Annotated in this window: 16 protein-coding genes and 2 tRNA genes; 4 read left to right on the top strand and 14 right to left on the bottom strand. The window is 75.7% G+C overall.

Annotated features, from left to right (window positions below; all coding sequences use genetic code 11):
- Positions 1 to 58: 58 nt before the first annotated feature.
- Positions 59 to 448 carry an SH3 domain-containing protein gene (locus Q5761_RS02055; RefSeq protein WP_135224929.1) on the bottom strand — a complete coding sequence of 130 codons (390 nt, stop codon included), beginning with the start codon at positions 446 to 448 and terminating at the stop codon, positions 59 to 61.
- A gap of 241 nt (positions 449 to 689) precedes the next feature.
- On the opposite strand from Q5761_RS02055, the gene Q5761_RS02050 reads away from it, so the two are divergent.
- A complete protein-coding gene (locus tag Q5761_RS02050; protein ID WP_318750996.1) occupies positions 690 to 1,409 on the top strand; it encodes a thiamine diphosphokinase in 720 nt (239 codons plus the stop codon).
- Between the two features lie 7 nt (positions 1,410 to 1,416).
- On the opposite strand, the gene Q5761_RS02045 is transcribed toward Q5761_RS02050, so the two are convergent.
- The 6 genes from Q5761_RS02045 to Q5761_RS02020 all read right to left on the bottom strand — a co-directional run bounded on the left by Q5761_RS02045 (position 1,417) and on the right by Q5761_RS02020 (position 12,115).
- Positions 1,417 to 2,421, bottom strand: coding sequence for an ABC transporter substrate-binding protein (locus Q5761_RS02045; RefSeq protein ID WP_413084550.1), 1,005 nt, complete (start codon positions 2,419 to 2,421; stop codon positions 1,417 to 1,419).
- Between the two features lie 338 nt (positions 2,422 to 2,759).
- Positions 2,760 to 3,917: a bifunctional phosphoglucose/phosphomannose isomerase gene (locus Q5761_RS02040; RefSeq protein WP_318750994.1), complete on the bottom strand. Its 1,158-nt coding sequence runs from the start codon at positions 3,915 to 3,917 to the stop codon at positions 2,760 to 2,762.
- A 39-nt stretch (positions 3,918 to 3,956) separates the two neighbouring features.
- Positions 3,957 to 7,388 carry a DNA-directed RNA polymerase subunit alpha C-terminal domain-containing protein gene (locus tag Q5761_RS02035; RefSeq protein ID WP_318750993.1) on the bottom strand — a complete coding sequence of 1,144 codons (3,432 nt, stop codon included), beginning with the start codon at positions 7,386 to 7,388 and terminating at the stop codon, positions 3,957 to 3,959.
- 585 nt (positions 7,389 to 7,973) lie between these two features.
- Entirely contained in the window at positions 7,974 to 9,938 is a 1,965-nt protein-coding gene (gene acs, locus Q5761_RS02030) for an acetate--CoA ligase (protein WP_318750992.1), read from the bottom strand.
- Positions 9,939 to 10,484: 546 nt separating this feature from the next.
- Positions 10,485 to 11,663 carry an MFS transporter gene (locus Q5761_RS02025; protein WP_318750991.1) on the bottom strand — a complete coding sequence of 393 codons (1,179 nt, stop codon included), beginning with the start codon at positions 11,661 to 11,663 and terminating at the stop codon, positions 10,485 to 10,487.
- On the bottom strand, positions 11,660 to 12,115 hold the full coding sequence (locus Q5761_RS02020; RefSeq protein ID WP_207669927.1) for a hypothetical protein: 456 nt from the start codon (positions 12,113 to 12,115) through the stop codon (positions 11,660 to 11,662). The genes Q5761_RS02025 and Q5761_RS02020 overlap by 4 nt, the downstream gene beginning before the upstream one ends.
- A 768-nt stretch (positions 12,116 to 12,883) precedes the next feature.
- On the opposite strand from Q5761_RS02020, the gene Q5761_RS02015 reads away from it, so the two are divergent.
- Together Q5761_RS02015 and Q5761_RS02010 are read left to right on the top strand one after the other, a co-directional pair.
- Positions 12,884 to 13,741: an N-acetylmuramoyl-L-alanine amidase gene (locus tag Q5761_RS02015; protein WP_318750990.1), complete on the top strand. Its 858-nt coding sequence runs from the start codon at positions 12,884 to 12,886 to the stop codon at positions 13,739 to 13,741.
- A gap of 23 nt (positions 13,742 to 13,764) precedes the next feature.
- Entirely contained in the window at positions 13,765 to 14,979 is a 1,215-nt protein-coding gene (locus Q5761_RS02010; protein WP_318750989.1) for a glycosyl hydrolase family 18 protein, read from the top strand.
- Positions 14,980 to 15,039: 60 nt separating this feature from the next.
- Here Q5761_RS02010 and Q5761_RS02005 read toward each other — a convergent pair whose 3' ends face one another.
- Entirely contained in the window at positions 15,040 to 15,783 is a 744-nt protein-coding gene (locus Q5761_RS02005) for a glucose 1-dehydrogenase (protein WP_318750988.1), read from the bottom strand.
- A gap of 123 nt (positions 15,784 to 15,906) precedes the next feature.
- On the opposite strand from Q5761_RS02005, the gene folP reads away from it, so the two are divergent.
- Entirely contained in the window at positions 15,907 to 17,874 is a 1,968-nt protein-coding gene (gene folP / locus Q5761_RS02000; protein WP_318750987.1) for a dihydropteroate synthase, read from the top strand.
- 59 nt (positions 17,875 to 17,933) lie between these two features.
- On the opposite strand, the gene Q5761_RS01995 is transcribed toward folP, so the two are convergent.
- The 6 genes from Q5761_RS01995 to Q5761_RS01970 form a co-directional block, all read right to left on the bottom strand.
- Positions 17,934 to 18,692 carry a RibD family protein gene (locus Q5761_RS01995; RefSeq protein ID WP_135224919.1) on the bottom strand — a complete coding sequence of 253 codons (759 nt, stop codon included), beginning with the start codon at positions 18,690 to 18,692 and terminating at the stop codon, positions 17,934 to 17,936.
- Between the two features lie 340 nt (positions 18,693 to 19,032).
- Positions 19,033 to 19,115: transfer RNA gene (locus tag Q5761_RS01990), tRNA-Leu, on the bottom strand.
- A gap of 67 nt (positions 19,116 to 19,182) precedes the next feature.
- Positions 19,183 to 19,266 (bottom strand) — tRNA-Leu (locus Q5761_RS01985).
- Positions 19,267 to 19,347: 81 nt separating this feature from the next.
- On the bottom strand, positions 19,348 to 20,130 hold the full coding sequence (locus tag Q5761_RS01980; RefSeq protein ID WP_318750986.1) for a lytic transglycosylase domain-containing protein: 783 nt from the start codon (positions 20,128 to 20,130) through the stop codon (positions 19,348 to 19,350).
- Positions 20,127 to 20,861 (bottom strand): dephospho-CoA kinase, encoded by a 735-nt coding sequence (coaE, locus tag Q5761_RS01975; RefSeq protein WP_318750985.1) that lies wholly within the window; start codon positions 20,859 to 20,861, stop codon positions 20,127 to 20,129. The genes Q5761_RS01980 and coaE overlap by 4 nt, the downstream gene beginning before the upstream one ends.
- Entirely contained in the window at positions 20,858 to 21,058 is a 201-nt protein-coding gene (locus tag Q5761_RS01970; RefSeq protein WP_135224918.1) for a hypothetical protein, read from the bottom strand. The genes coaE and Q5761_RS01970 overlap by 4 nt, the downstream gene beginning before the upstream one ends.
- Positions 21,059 to 21,218: the final 160 nt, after the last annotated feature.

Here is a 21,218-nt window from a genome sequence, read left to right as displayed (position 1 = left end):
CCCGCGAGGCCATCGCCGCCCCTCGGCGCGACCGCACCCGAGGCCGGGGCGGCGGGTTCTAGCCGCCCGCCTCGCAACGCACGTAATCCTTGAAGACGTATCCCGTCTCCCCACCCACCAGCTGGACCTCGGCCCAGAAGCCCTCGAAGGCCATGACGATGACGGGCGTCCCCCGTCCCACCTTGGTCAGGGCTTCCGACTTCCCGCTGGGGCGCTGGCGGACGTTGACGTCGTCGTGGGTGATCACGCCGAAGCAGTGGAAGCGCTCGGGTACCCGGTCTTCGAACAGCTCCAGGCTCTGGAGCTGGAAGCGCTGGTAGTTGTACATCATCTGGGCCAGCCGACGCTCCGTGTCGGTGACGGCGGCATCGACCAACTGCCGGTACCGTTCCAGCAGCGGCCGCTCCTGCTCCCGGAGCTCGGCCGCCAGCTCGGCGATGCGGGACACCGCTTCTCCCCCTTCCCCTGCCGGGTGATCGGAACCGGTATGACCCTATGCGCGGGCCCCGCCGGACATGCAGGCACGGGCAGACAGCGCCCGGGTCGGCCCGGGACGGGTGGGGCGGTGGCGGGAGCCCGATCGGGGCATTCCCGGCGGGAGGTGGAGGAGGCGGGGCGGGCGGCCTCAGCGGGCGTCGGAAGCCGGTCCTGACGGGAGCCGGTCCTGGAAAGGAGGAAGGAGGACGGCCATGCCCATGGCTGGGGCGGCTGGGCCGACGAGCCCCTTCGGCTTCCTCCCCGACCCCACCCCTCCCTACGGGGTGGTGGTCGCGGGCGGCGACCTGGACGAACCGGCCCTGGCCCGGGAGGTGGCGCGCCTCGCCCGCGACGCCAGCCTCTGCGTGGCTGCCGACGGCGGCCTGCGGCTCCTCCGGGCCGTCGGCCTGTGGCCCCACGTCCTGGTCGGCGACTTCGACACCCTGACCGCCGCGGAGGTGGAGGCGGCCCGGGCCGCAGGCGTCGAGGTGCAGACCTTCCCGGCGGCCAAGGACCTCACCGACGCCGAGATCGCCCTCGACGCGGTCCGTCGACGGCTGGGCGGGGCACCGCTCTACCTGGTGGGCGGGGTGGGGGATCGGGTCGACCACACCCTGGCGAACCTCTTGCTGACCGCTCGCTGGGGAACCGAGGGCCGCCCGCTGACCGTCTTGAGCGGCCCGGCCCACGTCCGACCGCTGGTGGCGCCGGGGGAGGTCCGCTTCCGGGGCGCCCCGGGCCAGACGGTCTCCCTGGTCCCCCTGACGCCGCGGATGACCGGCGTGGCGACCGAGGGACTGGCCTATCCGTTGGCCGATGCCACCCTGGCGTGGGGCACCGCCTACACGGTCAGCAACGCCCTGGTCGGCACGGAGGGCGCCTTCCGCGCCCGCACCGGGATCGGGCTGGTGGTGCTGCAGCGGCGCCCGTGACGCCGCCTCAGTCCATCACCGACAGCGGCACCATGCGCAGCGGCGCGTCACTGGCGTCCACGCGGTCGGGGTGCAGCCAGGCCGCGAGGCGCTCCAGGCCGTCGAGCGCCTGCGGACCGGCACCCAGCAGCTGATCCGGGGGAAGGTAGAGGGCGGTCGCCGCCGGCGGTCCCCCCGGTGGCACCATGGGGCGGAGCAGGGGCGTCACCACCCGCGTCGATGCCGGCCAGTGACTGTGGCGCCAGCGCTCCTCGCCAGCCAGCCACGCCCCGGGGCCGGCGAGCCCGGTCCCTCGTCGCAGGAGGTGGACCCAGCCGCCGCGGGATCGCGCAGGGGTTGGGTCGCGCCCGTGACCGGGCGCCATCCGTCCGCCGGCCCGTTCGACCAGCGTCGCCGCCGGGCTGCCCGGGCCCGCCCAGACGGGAGGACGATCCCACGCCAGGACCAGCACCGGCGGCCGCTGGGGCGACGGCACCGTCGCCAACGCGGCCTCGATCCGCGCCAGCCGCCGGGCGTAGGTCGCAGCCAGCTCCTGGCCGCGGTCCCGCCGGTCGACCCAGCCGGCCAGCCGGAGGGCGGCCGCAGGGAGTCCCTCCACGTCCGTCCAGACCAGGGTCGCCGCCGGCCAGCCCCGGGCCCGCAGCCGCCGGGCCAACCCCGGCTGCCGGGTGACGGCGGGCAGCAGCACCAGATCGGCCGCACGCCGCCGCAGGTGCTGCTCCTCCATCCCCGCCGGCAGCTCCGTCACCGCCCCCTCCCCCAGCAGCGCCCGGGCCAGGTCGCACAAGTCCTGGCCGCTACAGGCGATGCGCCGGGGTGGCGCCGGCAGGCGGACCCGCTGGCCGAGGTCGTCACGGAACGCCCAGCCGGCCGGGTCGCGGGCGGAGCCGGCCGACGGGAGGGGCCGTCCGCTCGAGACGACCCCCGCCCACAGGGCGGCCGCCAGCAGTCCGACGAGGGTGGCCACGACGGGCGCCCGCCGCAGCGGGCCGGCACGCCACGGCACCGGCATCGCCCCCGGTGCCCATGGCTATTCCGCCCGCGGGCGGGTATGCCCGGTCCTGGGGGGTGGGCGGCACCGCCGCAAGGAGGCGACCCGCAGCGGGGCGGCCGGCCGCAGGCAGCGCCCGTCCACCCGCCCCGTCGGGCTCGGGCTTGCTCCCGCCCGTCGAGGGGCGCGTCAATCCAGGCAGCGTTCGCCCGCCGCCCACGGCGGGCGCGCGTTTGCATCCCGCCCGTCGGGGGGCGGGCTCATCATCGCAGCCAGCGCCCGTCCGCCGCCCACGGCGGCTGTGGAGTACCCGCGGCGTCGTGCCGCGGCCGGCCGCCCCTTCGCCCCGGCGTCGGCGGCTAGCGTTCCATCCCCGGGGCGGGCAGGGCCGCCAGCCGCTCCTTCAGCCGCTGGATGCTGGCGATGGCCGACGGGTCCAGGCCCCGCAGCAAGGCCGCGTACACGGACACCGCGTCGCCGACGTAGGCCAGGCTGAGCAGCTGCGCCAAGCGCCCCTGTCCCCGCGACGCGACCGTCACCCACTCGGCCCGATCGCCGATCAGATCGGCGGTGATGTCCATCCGCGTCCGGTTCCGCGGGTGATCGGCCGCCGCCTGGAGCAGGACCACCAGCGGCCGGCGACCCCCTTCGGCCGCGCCTTCCCAGCCCATGACCTCGTTGTGGTCCAGCTCGGGGAAGGCATGGCTGTGGGCGAGGAGCTTGGCGTTCTCGTTGAGCTGGCACTGCCACCGGTAGGCGGCGGCCTGGCCGAGGCGGCCGGCCCCGTAGACGAACACGGGGCGGTCCAACAACGCCCGGGCCAGCGCCTGGACCGGCCCGCCGGGGCCGTTGGGCTCGACCTCCCGCGCCTGGCTGCGCAGGACGGCGATGGCTTCCTCCACCTGGGCGGACGGATCGTCGAGGCCGGTCCACGCGCAGGTCAGATACAGCACGGGCAGCATCAGGTACCCCAGCGCCGCCCGCGGCGCCAGCCCCCCGGGCACGACGACGCGCCGTACCGGAGCGCCGGCGGCCTCGTCGGCCGCCGCCCGCTCCAGGAGGGGTCCGCCGCTGGCGACGGCCACCACCGCCGCCCCTCGCCGGCGCGCCTCCGCGTAGGCGCTCAGCGTCTCCTCCGTCGCCCCGGAGTAGCTGACGGTGAACACCAGGTCGTGCGCGCCGACCCAGCCGGGAAGACCGTAGTCGCGGTGGACCACCACCGGCACCGTGGCCTGGGGCTCCACCACGGCCGCCACGAAGTCGCCGCCGATGGCGGAGCCGCCCAGTCCTGCGACGACCACGGCCCGGGGCGGCTCCGCCAGCGGTCGCGGCAGGTTGGCCGCCTCGCGGCCCAGGCGGTAGGCCTCTTCCAACTGGTGGGGGAAGGCGGCGACCACGCCCAGCATCCCCGCCGGGTCGTGCCGGCGCAGCGTCGCCCCGTCGGCTGACGCGCCGATGCCCTCGTGGTCCGCTCCGGGCGCCGGCAACCCGCCTGCTCGCCCGTCCCGGATGTCCATCGCTGCCTTGGCCCTCCCTCGTTGGTGTCGACCCGCGCCTCAGCGGGCGCCCGTTCCGAGTCTGCCACCCTCGCCGTGGGCGGCCGCCTCTGCGCCCCCTCCCCCGCCCAGGGGCGGCACCCTGTACACCGCGGCCACCGGTGGCGAAGGCCATCGGGCGGGCAGGGCGGTGAACACGCCGGCCCGCTCCAGGATCGCCGCGGCCGCCGCCAGGGGCTCCTCGCCATCCGGGAGGCCCGGCAGGCGCAGGCCCGCCGGCGGCACCACGAGCCGGTACGGCATGTAGAGGCGCAGGCGAGTCCCCTCCAGCGCGGGCCACAGTCCCAGCCCGAAGAGCTCTCCCTCCACCTTCGCCGCGTCGGCCGCGAGATCCTGGGAGCGGCACCATTCCAGCAGCGCCTCGAGGTCCACCGCCCTTCCCCGTCCCGACGCGACGGCGTCGGCCAGCACCGCCCACGCCGTCGCCGGGGAGGGGAACCAGGCCGCCGGGACGTGCACCGGCTGCCAGGGCCAGAGGAGCCGGGCCGCCAGGTCCCAGAGGCGCTGGCGGGCCGTGCTGCTGCGCACCCGGGTGGGGCCGGTGCGGGCGGCCGGTTCGTCCCCGGTGGCAGCGCCGGCGTCCGGCGTCCCCCCCGCTGGAGCCGTCGTCGTGCCGGCACCCCCCTCCGCAGCCCCGGGCGGCTCGGCGCCGGGCGCCTCGCCCGCGGGCGCCGAGGCGGTCGTCCTGGCGACCGCAACCGGGAGGGCATCCCGTCCCGGGGCGGCGCCGTCGCCGGTCGCCGCCCCCTCGGCCGGCCCCGGGTCGGCCACGGCGTCGGCTCCAGCGGCGTCTGCCCGTCCGGCCAGCAGCGGCGCCAGCCACGGGTCGAACCAGCCGGTCACCAGCCACTGCCGCCGCAGGCGCAGGAGGAACGCGGGCCCCTCGGTCTCGCCCCGAGCCGCCGCGGCCCGGCGCACGCGCTCGGCCAACCAGCGCGTCGCCAGTTCGGCCGTCAGGATGGGCGTCCCGCCGCCCTGCCCTGCCGCCGGGAGCCCGCCCCCCGCACCGCCGTCCGGCTGGCCCTCCGCCAGGCGACGGAAGGCTTCGTGGAGCACCAGCGCGTGGGCGAAGCCGGGATCGGCCAGGGCCAGCGCCGTCAGCTGCGCCGCCTCGGTCCCGGCCCGCACCCACACGTCGTTGAGGGGCGTGGCCGTCCAGGTGTCATCCACGCCCGTCAGCCAGCCCATCGCCTCCAGGTAGGCGATGGTCGACCGGGCCTGGGATCGCTGCCGCCAGCGCCCCAGGTACGCCGTCAGCTGGGCCGTGTCGTAGACGTGGCCCGCCAGCAGTTCCGCCAGCAGGCCCCGCACTGCGGCCAGGTTGGTCGGCCGCGGGCCGAAGAGGGGAGCGTGGACGGCGCCGGCGGCGCGAGGATCGACGGCCAGCCAGGCCCCAAGGCCGAAGCGGTCGCGGCCGTATCGTACCACGGCCGGGTCTTCGTTCAGGACGCGGGCTACGGTGCGCCGCGGAAAGCGGTGCCGCCGCTGCACGGCTTCGACCACCTGGTCCAGCGTGACCGGCTCGCCGCAGGCGGCCAGCGCATCGCGGCAGAGCTGGGTCACGCCGTGCTCGGGCTGTCGCTGCCAATGGCTCAGGCCGTAGATCCCCCGGTCGAAGCGCCGGAAGGGCTCGCCTGAGGACAGGATGGTCAACACGTGGGTCGGCGGCATCTTGCGCCCTTCCGGCAGGAGGTCGTTGACGAGCCGGGTCAGCTCGGTGTAGTGCAGCGGCCGGCCGTGACGCTCCAGGGCGCGAACCAGGTAGTCCCGCGCCCGGACTCGCCGCCCTCCCCGCCACGCGGCCAGCCCGTAGAGGCCCCCGGGATAGCGGATGAACGCCTCCTGCGTCGTGACCACCGCCTTGGCCATGGCCTCCGCATCGGCGGGCAGGTCGTTCATCCGCTCGGCCAGGTGGGCGGCCAGATCCGCCAGGCTGGCCGGCCGTCCCCGCTCCTCCAGGTATGCCTCCAGCACCCTGGCCGCCTCGGGCAGACGCTGGGCGATCTCCACCGTCGTCCACGTGGACCGGGCGGTGCGCCGGAGTCCGGGCACGACCTGCACCGTGAGGCTCAACAGGCGCACCGCCTGCTCACCGGCCGCGGGCAGCGTCACCGCACCGCCCCGCCGCAGGGCCTCGACCAGCTCCGCCGTGCCCGCCGCCCCGCAGCGCGCGGCGGCCGCCCGCACCGCCGTCACCAGCGGCCGGAACCGCTCCAGCCGGGCGCGGGCCCGCACCCGGCGCAGGGCGCGCCCCTGCACGACGCTGACCCATTGCCGCGTGGTCTGCCAGCGGGCGGCGATGGCACTCAGGTCGTGGGGTTCGGCCCCCAGGAGGCCATAGCGCAGCACCAGGACCTCCCGCTCCCGGTCGGCCAGCGGCTCCACCAGCTCGCGCAGCCAGTCCTCCAGCGCCCGGGGACCCGCCTCCCCCCGGCTGCACTCCTCCCGGTACCGGCCCAGGGCCTCCAGGATCGCGGTCACCCCGCTCTCCCCCAGCCCCCGCAGGCGCCGCAGCCCCTCCTGGGAGAAGCCGGCCACGGCGCCAACGGTGTCCAGACCGGCGCGCTGCAAGGCGGTCGCCACCCGCCGCGGCAGCAGCAGGACGGCGAGGGGGGCCGGATCGTCCATCAGGTCCGGGGCCAGCGGATCCCCGGCACCCCCCGGGGGTGGCAGCGGACGGCCGGACTGCAGGGCGTCGAGGCGCTGGCAGATCTCGGCCAGGGAACGGGGGCCGAGGCCCCGGAGCCGGCGCAGCCCCGCCTCGCCCAGCTCCAGCAGCTGGCCGATGGTCTGGATGCCGGACCGGCGCAGGGCCCGGTAGGCCCGCTGGCTGAGGCCCAGATCCTCGATGGACCGGCGGCGCGCCGCCTCCGGGAACCGCTCCGGGTCGTAGCGACCCACCCGGGCCAGGAGCTGCCGCTGATAGGCCGGGTCGGCCATCACCCGCGCCAGCTCCGTGGCCAGCGCCAGCAGCCCCCGGGTCCCCATCCCCCGGGCGGCCACCAGCCGAGGGTCCGCCCGATCCGCCAGGTCCCCCACCGTCTCGTAGCCCCGCTGCTGCAGGGCCGCGCGGACGCGGGGCGGGATCTCGAGCAGGCTCAGCGGGATGGCGGCCAAGGAGGCGCCGAGGGGGGGAGCGGCCATGGGCGCTCGGTCGGGACCGCCCCCCGCGGCGGAGCCGGCGTCGCGCCCCGCACCGCCGTCGGCGGAACGGGAGGTCGCCGCGTCCGCGGGCCGCGCCGCCACGCCGGCGCGGTTCGGGGACTCGGCCGCAGCGGAATCCGCGGGCTCTAGCGCGGGGATCGTCGGATCGCCGGCCTCGGGGGCTGCCCGAGGGCTCGCGGCCGCAGCCTCCGCAGCCGACTCCGGCGACCCGCCGCCCCGCGCCGCGGGGGACGATGCCGGGGCCGATGCCTCGGGGGACCGTTCCATCCTCTCCCCTCCGCAATGGGTCCCGACCCGATGGCGCGGGAGGGAGGTGCCAACCCGGGTCGGTGCCTGGGTGGTGGGCCCGGTCGCACCCGAATTTCGACAAAAGTCTTGGCAGACTTGTCGAACGTTGGCGAAACCGGGCAGGATCGCGTCAATCAATCGCATTCGATTGTAAACCGTCTTTGACGTTTTCCACCAGGGTGATCCGCTCCACCGTGCGCCATGGCACACGCCGTCACACCGACAATGGCGGGTGACACCGCAGCCTCCCCCCATCGCGAACGCGGCACGTTCGCGTTACGTCACCGCAAAGGCGTGCGACACCGTCCCCGCCTCGCCCCGCCTCGCCCCGCCTCGACCCCCTCGCTTCGCTCCGCCGCGCCGGGCACCCGTCCGCCCTGGCTCCGGCCCGCGGGCATCGAAGGCGCGCGGCAGGGGGGTCGGCCCCTGCCGCGCTTCCAGGACCACCTTGGCCAACGGGCGCCGGCGGGCCGCTCCGCGACCGCGATCGCCGTCCACCCCCAGGGGTACCGCCAGTCGCGGGCCATCCCTGAGCGGGAGCCGCGGGCCGCCTGCCGGCTCTCCCTAACGGGCCGCGTACATCCGCCGCAGCTGCTCGGGCACCTCGGGATCGCGCAGGGTGGTGGTGTCGCCCAGCTCCCGGCCCTCCACGATGTCCCGCAAGAGGCGCCGCATGATCTTGCCGCTGCGGGTCTTGGGCAGGTCGGGCACGAAGAGCACCCGGTCGGGGCGGGCGATGGGGCTGATCACCTTGGCCACGTGCTCCTTGAGCTCCGCCTCGAGCTCGGGGCTCCCCTGGCGGCCCGCCTCCAGGATCACGAACGCTACCGGCACCTGGCCCCTGAGCTCGTGGGGCGCGGCGATCACCGCCGCCTCGGCCACCGCGGGGTGGGAGACCAGGGCGCTCTCGATCTCCATCGTGCTGAGCCGGTGACCGGCGACGTTCATCACGTCGTCCACGCGGCCCAGGACCCAGAAGTAGCCGTCCTCGTCGACCTTGGCGCCGTCCCCCGGGTAGTAGATGTCGCGACCCCACTTGGACCAGTACGTGTTCACGTAGCGCTCCTCGTCGCCCCAGATGCCCCGCAGCATGGACGGCCACGGCCGCAGGATGGCCAGGTAGCCGCCGCCCTGCCCCGGCGGCACCGGGTTGCCCTGGTCGTCCAGCACCGCCGCCTTGATCCCCGGGAAGGGCCGGGTGGCGCTGCCGGGCTTGGTGACCGTCACGCCGGGCAGCGGCGTGATCATGATGGCGCCCGTCTCCGTCTGCCACCAGGTGTCCACGATGGGGCAGCGGCCACCGCCGATGTGCTCGTGATACCACATCCACGCCTCGGGGTTGATGGGCTCGCCCACGCTGCCCAGCAGGCGCAGGCTGGAGAGGTCGTGCCGCCGGGGGTACTCGGGGCCGTCGGCGGCGAAGGCGCGGATCGCTGTGGGCGCCGTGTAGAAGATGGTCACGCCGTACTTCTCGACGATCACCCAGGGCCGGTCCTTGTCCGGCCAATCGGGCGCCCCCTCGTACATCACCACTGTGGCGCCGTTGGCCAGCGGACCGTACACGATGTAGGAGTGGCCGGTGATCCAGCCGATGTCGGCCATGCACCAGTAGACGTCGTCCTCGTGCAGGTCGAAGACCCACTTGGTGGTGGCGTACACGCCGGTCAGGTACCCGCCCGTGGTGTGGACGATGCCCTTGGGCCGGCCGGTGGTCCCGGAGGTGTACATCATGAAGAGCATGTCCTCGGCGTCCATGACCTCGGGCGGGCACAGCCGCTCGGCCTGGTCCATCAGCTCGTGCCACCAGCGGTCCCGGCCCGGGGTGAAGGGCACCTCGTCCCCCGTGCGGCGCACCACCACCACGGCCTCCACGTCCTGCTTGCCCGCCAGCAGCCGCAGGGCCTCGTCGGCCTGGGCCTTGAGGGGCACCACCTTACCCCGGCGGTAGTACCCGTCACACGTGACGAGGAACCGCGAGCCGGCGTCCTCCATGCGCGAGGCCAGGGCCTGCGGGCTGAAGCCGGCGAAGACCACCGAGTGCGGCGCGCCGATGCGGGCGCAGGCCAGCATGGCGATGGGCAGCTCCGGGATCATCGGCAGGTAGAGGGTCACCCGATCGCCCTTCTTCACCCCCAGGCTCTTCAGGACGTTGGCGAACTTGTTGACCTCCCGGTAGAGGTCGAAGTAGGTCAACGTGCGCGTGTCGCCCGGCTCGCCCTCCCAGATGATGGCCGCCTTGTTCCGCCGCGGCCCGCGGATGTGCCGATCGACGCAGTTGACGCTGGCATTCAGCTTGCCGCCCAGGAACCACTTGGCATGGGGCGGGTTCCACTCCAGCACCTTGTCCCACTTGCGGAACCACTCGAGCTCCTCCGCCCACCGCGCCCAGTACGCCTCGGGATCCCGCTCGGCCTCCTCGTACACCGACTCGTCCTTCACGTGGGCGCGGGCGCGGAAGGCCTCCGGCGGCGCGAACCGCCGCTCTTCCTTGAGCAAGGCGTCGATGGGCCGTCCACCGTCGGCCGCCATGATCTCCCCTCCCTCAACGGGCGTTGGACGTCCTCCTCCGACGGGCACCGCTTCGGCCGGCTCCTCGGACCGCGGCACCTGCGCCGGCCGGCAAGGGCCACCGCCGACTCCGGCCGGGACGAACCGGCGGGACGCACCGGCCCACCTGGCCCCCCCCCGAGGAATGCCCGCCGCCGGCCCCGCGGTCTGCGGGGAACGCCCGCCGCCGGCCCCCGACGCGTCGGCGCCGCATGCGCCGCTGCGCAGGGCGCCGGCGGGCCGCCCGGGCGCCATGCCTCCGCCGTGCGGGAAGCGCCCAGCTGCACCGCCCGACGACGGAATCCGCTCCCCATTGCTGTATTTAGAGCGGAACACGGCCAGATCCTGCGACGCCCATCCCTCGGTCCGGCGGCACCGCGGCCTGCTCGAGAACCCCGGCCCCACGACGCGCCCCGCACGGCGCGGCGAGGCGCAGCCTCCCACGCCGCCCCCACCGCAGGAGGGAAGGCACGACGACGGCCCCGCCGGCCGCCGCGCGGCACCGGCAGGGCCGCCATCCGTCGACGGTCAGTCCGCCGTGACCTCGCCGGGGTGGGTCTCCTGCCAGATGGAGATCACGTTGGTCTCCTTGAGGAAGAAGGTCCCCACCAGGAAGGTGATCAGCGCCACCGCGGTCGGGTACCAGACCCCCGCGTAGATGTTGCCCGTGCTGGCCACCAGGCTTGCGGAGATGTAGGGCGTCAGCCCGCCGAACCACCCGTTCCCCAGGTGGTAGGGCAACGACAGGGCGGTATAGCGGATCTTCCCCGGGAAGGTCTCCACCAGGAAGGCCGCGATGGGCCCGTAGACCATGGTGACGTAGATGACCTGGATCCACACCAGGAACGTGAGCATCGCCGGGTTCGCCGCGTACTGGTGCATCAGCTGGTAGAGCGGGTAGTAGGTCAGGGCCGCGATCAGGTTGCCGGCCATCATGATGGGCTTGCGGCCGATGCGGTCGGACAGGTGGCCGAACACGATGAAGAAGGGCGTGCCCAGGGCCAGGGCGACGGCCACGATGGTGTTGGCGGTGACGAAGTCGACCTTGAGGGTGTTCTGCAAGTACACCAGGGAGTAGAACTGGCCGGTGTACCAGACCACCGCCTGGCCGGCCGTGGCGCCCAGCAGCGCCAGGAGCACCAGCTTCCAGTTGCGCAGCGTCTCCCGGATGGGGGCCTGGGAGGTCTTCCCCTGGGCCTTCAGCTGCTGGAACAGCGGCGACTCCTGGAGCCGGACGCGCATCCACGCCGACAGCACCAGCAGGACGGAGGAGAGCAGGAACGGGATGCGCCAGCCCCAGGCATTGAAGGCCTCGGGGCTCATGGACAGGCGCACGGCCAGGATCACGGCCAGGGACACGAAAAGCCCCAGCGTCGCCGTGGTCTGGATGAAGGAGGTGTAGAAGCCACGGCGGCCGTCGGGGGCGTGCTCGGCCACGTAGGTCGCCGCGCCGCCGTACTCGCCGCCCAGCGCCAGCCCCTGCAGCAGGCGCAGCACCAGCACGATGAGCGGCGCCAGGATGCCGATCTGCTCGTAGGTGGGGACCAGCCCGATGGCCGTGGTGGCGCCGCCCATGATCAGCAGGGTCATCAGGAAGGCATACTTCCGCCCGATCAGGTCCCCGAGGCGGCCGAACACCAGGGCGCCGAAGGGCCGCACCAGGAAGCCCGTGGCGAAGACGGCCAGGGTGTTGAGCAGACCGATCACTGCCGGCGGGCGCGCCCGCGGCCCACGCGGCGGACCACGAAGCCCACCGCCGCGTGCACGCCCACGGTCAGCGCCAGGCTCCCCGTGCCCCCGAGCACGTAGGCCGGGCTCGCATACGGCGCCAGCGTCTCGCGGGTGAAGGCCAAGGCCCCCTCCACGGACAGCGCCTGTCGCCATGCCGCGGGGAAGCCGGCCAGCATCCACTGCCCGCCCACCCCGTAGAGGTAGAGGGCCAGGCGCTCCAGGACCAGCGGGCAGACGGCGAAGGTCAGCGGGTAGACCCATCCGCGGCCCCCATCGGTCAACCCCGTATAGAGGCCCGCGACCAGGTAGGGCACCACCGCCAGGGCCACGGCCATCCTGGCCGCCCCGGCCGGACCGGCCCCGAAGAGGGTGCTCCCCTCCGCCGGAACGGCGCTGTACACCGCGGTGAAGGCGTAGGCCAGGGCCACCAGGAACCAGCCCAGCGGCGCCGGATCCGCCGGCGGTGGCAGCGGGCCACCGCTCGTCCCGCCGGCCCGGCGCCCGGCGGCGGTCCGCGGCGCCGGCTCCTCGCCCCCCTCTCGCGCCGCGGGTCGCCCGGCACCGCCGGCGGGCCCAGCCCCCTCGGGACCCCCAGCGGAGCCGGCCTCGCCCTGCCCCGGTCCGGCCGGGATCCGGCGCCGCCGGCGGGATCCACCGCGCCACGGCGGACGCCGGCGCCGCCCTGCCCCTGGGGCGGCGCCATCGCGGGCCCGCGATCCGCCGGACGGCGCTCCCGACGGTGCGGCTCCCTCCGCCCACCGCGGACCCGGGCCGATCAGGAGCAGCTCCCCCTCCGGCCGGCCCGCTGCATCCCCGCCGGCGACCTCGCCCCCCGCGGACCCTCCTGGGCGGCCTCCTCCGCGTCCCGGCGGGTGTGGCGCCGCCGGCTGGTCCTGCCCCCGCTCCACCCGTCCCACCCCTTCCCGGACCCCTGGCCGGGCGACGGTGCCGCGGCCCCTGGGTTGGCCGCCCCCGGCGGCCGCTGGGCCCCTGGGTTGGCGGCCCGAAACGGCCCCTGGGCTCGCGGTCGCGCATCCCACATCGACTTCCCGCTGCGGCCCCGGCGTTCCTCCTGCCACCGCGGCGCGGGAATGCCGACCAGCGCGACAAGACCCAACCCGCCGCGGCATACATCGATGGCGGGATCGTCGATGGCGGGATCGCCGGGCAGGCGCGTCGCCCGCGGGGGGAGAGCGGTGCCGCGGAACGCCTCGCCAGGACCGGCCGCCGGGGGACGGCTCGCCCTGCTGGTGGCGGCGGTGGCCCTGGTCCTGATCGCGTCGAGCCAGCGGGCCCAGACGCCGCCCCCCTCCCAGGGCCAGACGGGGGTGCCGGTCATCGTCCTCGATCCGGGCCACGGCGGGATCGACGGCGGCACCCACCTGGACGGCCGCATCCTGGAGAAGCACCTGACCCTGGAGCTCGCGCGGGCGATGACACCCCTCCTCGAGGCCTCGGGGTTCCGGGCGGTGCTGACCCGCACCGGCGACTACGCCCTGGCCCCCGGTGACGACGACGCCAGCGTGCGCCGCGACCTGCAGGAACGCCTGCGCATCGCCCGCGAGGCCCAGGCGGCCGCGCTGGTGAGCCTGCACGTCAACGCCGCCCGGGACCCGCGCTTGCGCGGCCCCATCGTGTTCTACCAGGTGGGGGACGAACCCAGCCGTCGCCTGGCCCGGGCCGTGCAGGCGCGGCTCAACGCCGCCTTCCCGCCGGCCGCCCGCAACGAAGCGCTGCCCGCGGACTTCTTCCTGCTCGCGCGGGCCGGGCGCCCGGCGATCCTGGTGGAGTTCGGGTTCCTGACCAACCCGGCGGACCGCGCCGTGCTCACGAGCCCGGAGGGCCGCCGGGCGCTGGCCGCCGCGGCCGTCGACGGCCTGGTCCGCGGCCTGGCGGAGCTGGGCATCCGCGGTCGTAGCACCCCCGGCGGCACCGGTCTGCCTCCGGCCCGGGCTCGCACCGCCCCGGGCGGCCCGGCACCGGGCCCCGCGCCCCGCCGGCCCCCTCCCGCGCCGCCGGACGGGCGGGCGCATGGTCGCCGATGCCGTCGGTGACACTGCGGGCGGAGGGATGAACCGTGACCACCCTGCCCCCGCAGTGCCCCGAACGCCCCTCTTGCCGCCCGGGCCGCGGCCGCCGGGCCCGGAGGCGGCCGTCGGTCATCCGGCTCGTCGCCCTCGCCCTCGGCGCGGCCCTCTTCCTCGGCGCCTGCGCCGGCGGGCCCGCCGCCCGCCCCCCGGCCAAGCCGGGCGACGGCCAGCGCCCCGGCCCGCCGTCCAACCGGGCCGCCGGCATCGTCGGCAACGACCCGGTGGTGTACGGCTTCTACACCGAGCCCGAGCCGGAGGCCGGGCTGCCGGGCTCCTTCCCGACCATGGTCCGTCACGCCCGGGACCTGGACGTCGTCGTGCCCTTCTGGTTCCGACTGGCGGAGTCCGGCGACGGCACCATCGAGGCCTACGGGGCGCCCCCGCCCCCGCGGCGCCGCCAGGTGATCGCCGACGCCCACCGGCGCGGGCTCAAGGTCGAGCTCATCCTCCACAACCTGCTCTACGGCTCGGGCGACCGCAGCGCCGCCACCGCGCGCCGGTTCCTCCGCGATCCCCGGGCCCAGGACCGGGCCATCCGCGGCATGCTGGACCTGATGCGGCAGGAGGGCTACGACGGCGTCCACCTGGACCTGGAGACCGTGCCGCCCGAAGAGCGCCCCCGACTGACGGCCTTCGTGCGCAAGGTGCGGGAGGCGCTGCCGGAGGGGAAGCTGCTGAGCATCGCCGTCTTCCCCCGGGACCGGGACGACCCCACCGATCCCAACGCCGGCGCCTACGACTACGCCGCCCTCGGCCGCGCCGTGGACTTCTTCATCCTGATGACCTACTCCGAGCACCGCGCCGACACGCCGCCGGGCCCCCTGGCGTCCCTGGACTACGTCGACCGCATGGTCCGCTACGCCCTGCGCCACGTACCCCGAGAGAAGGTGATCGTGGGGCTGGGCGCCTTCGGGTTCGACTGGGGTGGGGACGGACTGCCCCGCTACCTCGACCACGCCCAGGCGGTGCGGCTCGCCCGCGAGCGCGGCGTCGAGGTGCGGTGGGACGACCGCGCCCGCGTGCCCTTCTTCACCTACACCGGCGACGACGGCTCGAGCCACGCGGTCTACTTCGAGAACGGCCGCAGCTGGGCGGAGAAGCTGGATCTGGTCCGCCGGCACCGGGTCCGGGGCGTCGCCATCTGGCGGCTGGGCATGGAAGACCCCGCCGGCTGGCGCGAGATCGCACGCCGCCTGCGTTGAGGCCGCCGGCCGCTCCCCGGGGCCCCGCCGCGTCCGGCGGCCGCCGCGACGGACCGGGGCTCACGCGTAGATCATCTTGACGGTCATGCCGCCGTCGACCACCAGGTTCTGGCCGGTGATGAACCCGGCTTCGGGCGAGACCAGGAAGGCGCAGGCTGCGGCCACGTCCTCGGGGCGGCCGACCCGGCCGACCGGGTGCTGGGCGTGGTCCGCCTCGGTCACGGGCTCGTGACCGGTGTCGATCCACCCCGGGCTGACGGCGTTGACGCGGATCCCGTAGCGTCCCAGGCTGATGGCCAGGGCATGGGTGAGCGCCAGCAGCCCGCCCTTGGCGGCGGCGTACGGCTCGCCGTCGGGCTCGGACATCAGCGCCCGCGTCGAGGCGATCTGGACGATGGCGCCCCGGCCGGCCCGCTTCATGTAGGGCACCGCATGGCGCGCGCAGAGATAGGCCCCGGTGAGGTCGACCGCCAGCACGCGGTGCCAGGTGGCCTCGGCCTCCGGGTGATCCAGGGGGACGAACCCGCCGATGCCCGCGTTGTTGATCAGGATGGTCGGCGGGCCGAGCTCCTCGGCCACCCGGGCCATGGCTCGGGCCACGGCCGGGCTGTCGGCCACGTCGGCCGCCAGCGCCACCGCCCGTCCTCCCTGCCGGCGGATGGCCGCCGTCGTCGCCTCGGCGGCCGCGGCGTCGACGTCCAGCACGCCGACGGCCGCTCCCTCCGCGGCCAGACGCAGCGCCACCGCGCGGCCGATGCCGCGGCCGGCGCCCGTCACCACGGCCACCTCGTCCTGGAGCCGCATGGAGGTCACCTCCTTGCTATGATGGGGGCGAGCGCCACCGGCGAGGTCCCTGCCCATGCCGGTGGGCCCCACCGCCGGCCGGACGGGTAAGCGCCCGGCCGGTTCGTCCGAGGAGCATCGCCCGTGCGCCTGGTCGAACAGTGGCGTCGCGCCCTGGAGCGGGCCCGTCGCGGCCAGCTGGCGGTGCTGCGCCAGCCCTGGCACCGTCCGGTGCCCGGCGGCCAGGTGGCGCCCTACCTGGTCAAGGTCCTCTGCGCCGACGAACGCCGGCTGGCCGCGTGGGGAACCCGCTTCGGCCTGCCGGCCCGGGGCATCTGCCGCCACGGTCGCATCCCCCACTACGACCTGTGGGGACCCCTGGCGGAACGGGCGTGGGCGGAGCTGGCGCCGGCGACCCTGGGGCAAGGCGCGGCCCCCCTCCCGGTGGACCGGGAGCAGGGCGCCGTCCCGCGGCGCCCGCGTGCACGAGGAGGCGTTCCGACCATGCCGTCCTCTCCCCGCTCGACCCCCGTCGTGGCCGTCCACCGCGGACCGTGGCACGCGGGCGACGTCGCCGCCCGCCTCGTGCGGGTCGGCTGGCCCGGTGCCGTCGCCCTCCACGGCCGCTGGCACCACGTCTTCGAGATCGCCCCCTTGCCGCCGGACCTGGCCCGCCGCCTGGCCCACGACGCGGCGGCGCGGACGGGCTTCGCCACCTGGCGGCCCTACGCCGGCGCGGCGAGCCTCGTGGTGGCCGGTGCCGTCGCCGCGCTGTGGGAGCTGGCCGGTCGCTGGGTCCTGGCGGGGTCTCCGCCCAGCCGGCCCCTGCAGGCCGGTTCGTCCCGCCCGACGGGCGAGCTGCCGGCCGGGGGTGCCGGCGACGGCCGCGCCGACGGCCCGCCTCCGCCCTCCGGGGCGGAGGGAGCCGGTCGCGCCCTGGCGCGGGCTCTTCGTTCCCTGCCCTTCGCGTCGCCGGCGCCTCCCCCGGAAGGGCTCGCCGGGCCCACGGGCCGCGGCGACGGCGCCGGTTGGTCCGCGGCGGTGGCCGCCGCCCTGCGGGCGGCCGGCGAGGTGCCCCTGGCCAGCGTCCCGCGACGGGTCGACTTCCGCGGGCGCAGCTTGGTGTTCGGGCGGCGCACCCTGATCATGGGCGTGCTCAACGTCACCCCCGACTCCTTCTCCGACGGCGGCCGCTACGACGCGCCCGATCGGGCGGTGCGGCGCGCGCTGGAGATGGTGGCCGAGGGGGCCGACCTCATCGACGTGGGCGCCGAGAGCGCCAACATCGCCGCCTCCAAGCCGGAGCTCGAGGAGGAGCTGGCCCGGCTGATGCCCGTGGTCGAGCGCCTGGTGCGGGAGCTGGACGTGCCCATCTCCATCGACACCTACAAGGCGCCGGTGGCCGAGGCCGCCCTCCAGGCCGGCGCCCACATCATCAACGACATCAGCGGCCTGCACGCGGACCCCGAGCTGGCCGCCGTCTGCGCGCGGTACGGGGCAGGGGTCGTCGTCATGCACCTGCAGGGACACCCCCGCAACCTGGCGCGGCAGCCGCGGTACGACGACGTGGTGCTGGACATCGCCCGCTACCTGCAGGAGGGCGTGGACCGCGCCCTGGCGGCGGGGGTGCGACCCGAGGCCATCGTGGTCGACCCCGGCATCGGCGTGGGCAAGCGCACCCGCCACAACCTGGAGATCCTTGAGCACCTGGGCGCCTTCCGCAGCCTGGGCTACCCGGTGCTCCTGGGGGCCTCGCGGACGTCCGTGATCGGCAACGTCCTCGAGACGCCCGTCCACCAGCGGCTGGAGGGCACCCTGGCCACCACCGTCCTGGCGGTGGTCCACGGTGCCGACATGGTGCGGGTCCACGACGTGCGGGCCAACGCGCGGGCCGCGCGCATGGCCGACGCCCTAGTCCGCGGGTGGGACGAGCCGGCGGACGGCTGGCCCTTCGACGCCGTCACGGGGCGACAGCGCCGCCCCCTGCGGGAGCTGGGTCGCCTTCCCGTCCCGGCGGCGGCCGACCCGGACGCGGCCAACCCCCACGGGGCCGCCGGCCGTCAGACCCCGGCACCGCAGGCGGGGCCGGAACGTCCCCACGGATCCCCGTGAAGGCGGGGCCGCCTTGGCACCGCCGAGGGCGGCGGCGGCCGCCGCCCCGGGGGCTCGCGTCAGTCCAGCACGTGGTAGCGGAGGAAGAGCTCGCCCTCGTGGAAGAAGGCGCTGACCAGGCGCAGGCGGACCCGCGGCTCCAGGGGCCGGGACCCCATGACCATGGTCTTGTCCTCCGCATAGCCGACGATCTTCGGCGCCACGGTCCAGAAGAGCTCGTCCACCACGCCGGCCTCCAGCATGGCGAAGTTCACCGTCGGACCGCCCTCGCTGAGGAGGCGCCGGATCCCGTAGCGCTCCCGCAACAGGGCCAGGGCCGCCCGCATCTGCACCCGGTCCTCCCCCGCGAAGGCCACGTCGGCGACGCGGCGGACGGCCTCGATCCGCTCGCCGGGCGCGGCCCGGCGGGTGATGACCAGGGGACGGCGCGGAGCGTCCCGGAAGAACCGGGCGTCCAGGGGCAGGTCGCACGAGCCGGTGATCACCACCGGCAGCGGCTGGGCGGGGAGGCCGCGGGCCTGGCGCCGTTCGGCGTACTCGTCGGGCACCCGGGGGGGTACGTCGTAGGCGCGCACCGTGCCCGCCCCCCGCAGCACGGCGTCGACGGGCGCCCGCAGCCGGGCCATCAGGGCGTGGTCCACCTTGCTGCCGATGGCCTCCTTGATGGCGCCGCGCCCCATGGTCACCTTGCCGTCCACCGTGGTGACCATGTTCACCAGGACGTAGGGGCGATGGGGCGGCCCCTCGGGCAGATCCAGGTCGTCGTAGATGGTCAGGGGATCGGGCCAGGGGCGCGCCTCGGGGTAGAGCTGCTGCACCAGGGGTTCACCTGCCCTCATCCGGATTGCCGGTGGGTGTGCCGGTCGACGTTTCCAGCGCACCCCGGCTCGATCTTATCCTTGCCCGGGAGGGGTTGCCTACCGTTGCCTGACACGTCGTCTCGAGCCACTCCCGGCGACGGCGGCCACCAAGGCCGCGAGATCCCGGGCCGCGTTCTCGCCCCGGTCGAGCACGAGCCCGCATTCCTCCCAGGGGGAGGTTCCCCATGCCCGGCGCGTGCAGCTCCTTGCGCGGGGCGGGCCCGCCAGCGATCGGCTCCGCGGCGTGAAAAAACGGGCCGGGCGGCGTGGCCCGGGGCCACGCCGCCCGGCGAACCGGTGCGAGGGGCGGGACTCGAACCCGCACGGGATAAACCCACACGCCCCTCAAACGTGCCTGTCTGCCAATTCCAGCACCCTCGCACGTCGCGCCCGCACGGACGGGGCGGGACGGGAAAGGCGGACAGGAACGTCACGCCCTGTCCGCCGGTGCCGAAGGTGGGATTCGAACCCACACGGGCTTACGCCCACGGCGCCCTGAACACCGCGTGTCTGCCAGTTCCACCACTTCGGCATGGATGCGCTGCCGCTCGGATCGGCCGCGCACTGGTAATATAGCACCCCGCCCGGCGGCGCGCAAGCCGTCTTCGGGTCCTCACCCCGCGGCGCCAAGCCCGCGGCCGGCGGCCGCGCCGGCCTGGCGCACCGCGTGCCACAGCGCCGGCAGGCGCCGGTACAGCCATACGTACACCCGATAGTCGCGCAACACTCCGGTGACGAACCGGCGCGTCTCTGGGTAGGGGATGGCCTCGGCGCCGCGCCGGGGGTGCCAGCGACCCCGGGCGATCCAGTCGTCCACCGTCCCCTCCCCGCCGTTGTAGGCCGCCAGGGCCGCCACGGCATCGCCCCCGAAGCGCTCGAGCAGGTAGGCGAGGTACGCGCACCCCAACCGAAGGTTGTACGCCGGCTCGAAGAGCCGGTCCGGATGATACCCCCTGAGCGCCAAGCGCCCCGCCACCCAGGCCCCGGTCTCCGGCATGACCTGCATCAGCCCCCGGGCGCCCCGCTCCGAGACGGCGCGGGGCTCGAATCCACTCTCCCGCCGGACCACCGCCGCGACCAGCAACGGGTCGAGCCCGCACGCGGCCGCCTCCCGGTGGACGAGGTCGGCCATCGGGATGGGATAGGCGGCATACAGGGCCGCCAGGACGGCGAGGAGCCCGAGCAGCCCCGCGGCTCCCCAGGGCAGCCAGCGTCCGCGGCGGACGACAGGCGGACCCCATCGCCCGCCGGTCTCCACCGCTGCGCCCGCTCCGCTGCCGGCCGCGCCCAGCCGCACGAGGCTGGGACTCCGCTCCGGCAGGACGGGATCCCCGACGGCGGGCGGCTCCGCCCGCCCGGCGGGGCGCCGCACCCCCGCGCCCAGCCGGCGGCTCACGCGCCGTCGCCCTCCCCGTCCGGCGCCGCGCCCCGCAGCACGTGCCGACGCCACGCCGCCTCCACCTGCCGGCGGGTCGCCTCCAGGTCGCCGCCGTTGTCGATCACCACGTGGGCGCGGGCTGCCTTCTCCTCCAGGGGCCACTGCGCGGCCATCCGACGCGCCAGCTCCTCGGCGGAGAGGTCGGGATCCCGGCGCCGAAGCCGCGCCAGCCGCACCTCCCGCGGTGCGGTGACCACCCAGATCTGGTCCACCCGGTGCTCCGCGCCGACCTCGAAGAGGAGGGGCACGTCCCAGACCACCGCAGGATGGCGCCCGCCGGCCAGCAGGGCGCCGATGCGCTCCCACGTCCGCCGGTGGATGGCCGGGTGCAGGATGCGCTCCAGCTCCTGGCGCGCCCGCTCGTCTTGGAAGACGATGCGACCCAGGGCGCGCCGGTCGAGCTCGCCGGCGGGGGTGAGCACCGCCGGTCCGAAGACCTGGACCACCCGGTCCAGGGCGGGCTCGCCCGGCCGCACCACCTCGCGGGCGATGGCGTCGGCGTCGACGACGGCCGCGCCCAGGGCCTCCAGCATGCGCGCGACGACGCTCTTGCCGCTGCCGATGCCGCCGGTGAGGCCGATCAGCAAGGGGCGGACCCGCGCGGAGGCCGGCCGCGCCCCCTCCCCGCCGGTCCCCGGGTCGCCCGCGTCGCCGCGGCCCGGCGGCAGGGGGCCGTCAGCCGGCCTCACAGGTCGACCCGCTGGCCGCCCAACCGCTCCAGGGACGCCTCCCGCAGCGTCTTCTCGGAGGTGATGGTCAGCCGCCAGCGGCCTCCCTCCAGGGGCTTGATGGCCAGCTCGCCGGTCACGCCCAGGTTCTTGCGCAGGCGCTGGACCGCCGCCTCCAGCTTCTTCGGGTCGTCGAACTCCAACGCCACCACCATCATGTCGGACCGACCCCCTCAAACCCTGCCGACGACGCCGCTGCGCCACCGGTCCGGCGCTGCGACCGCGTCCCGCCTCCCGTTCGGACCGCAGCCGTCGCGATTATACCGCGCGCCCGGGGCCCTCGCGATGACAGGCGCTGTCGGCCGGACGGCGCGTCGG

This window comes from Thermaerobacter composti, assembly GCF_033582035.1.
Classification (GTDB): Bacteria; Bacillota; Sulfobacillia; order Thermaerobacterales; family Thermaerobacteraceae; genus Thermaerobacter; species Thermaerobacter composti.
Note: the sequence above shows the minus strand (reverse complement) of the source record. Positions and strands in the feature narration are given on the sequence as shown.

Coding starts and splice junctions, on each gene's coding strand:
- Q5761_RS02050 (WP_318750996.1), top strand. CDS start 690: ATGCCCATGGCTGGGGCGGCTGGGCCGACGAGCCCCTTCGGCTTCCTC.
- Q5761_RS02045 (WP_413084550.1), bottom strand. CDS start 2,421: ATGCCGGTGCCGTGGCGTGCCGGCCCGCTGCGGCGGGCGCCCGTCGTG.
- Q5761_RS02040 (WP_318750994.1), bottom strand. CDS start 3,917: ATGGACATCCGGGACGGGCGAGCAGGCGGGTTGCCGGCGCCCGGAGCG.
- Q5761_RS02035 (WP_318750993.1), bottom strand. CDS start 7,388: ATGGAACGGTCCCCCGAGGCATCGGCCCCGGCATCGTCCCCCGCGGCG.
- acs (WP_318750992.1), bottom strand. CDS start 9,938: ATGGCGGCCGACGGTGGACGGCCCATCGACGCCTTGCTCAAGGAAGAG.
- Q5761_RS02005 (WP_318750988.1), bottom strand. CDS start 15,783: ATGCGGCTCCAGGACGAGGTGGCCGTGGTGACGGGCGCCGGCCGCGGC.
- Q5761_RS01970 (WP_135224918.1), bottom strand. CDS start 21,058: ATGATGGTGGTGGCGTTGGAGTTCGACGACCCGAAGAAGCTGGAGGCG.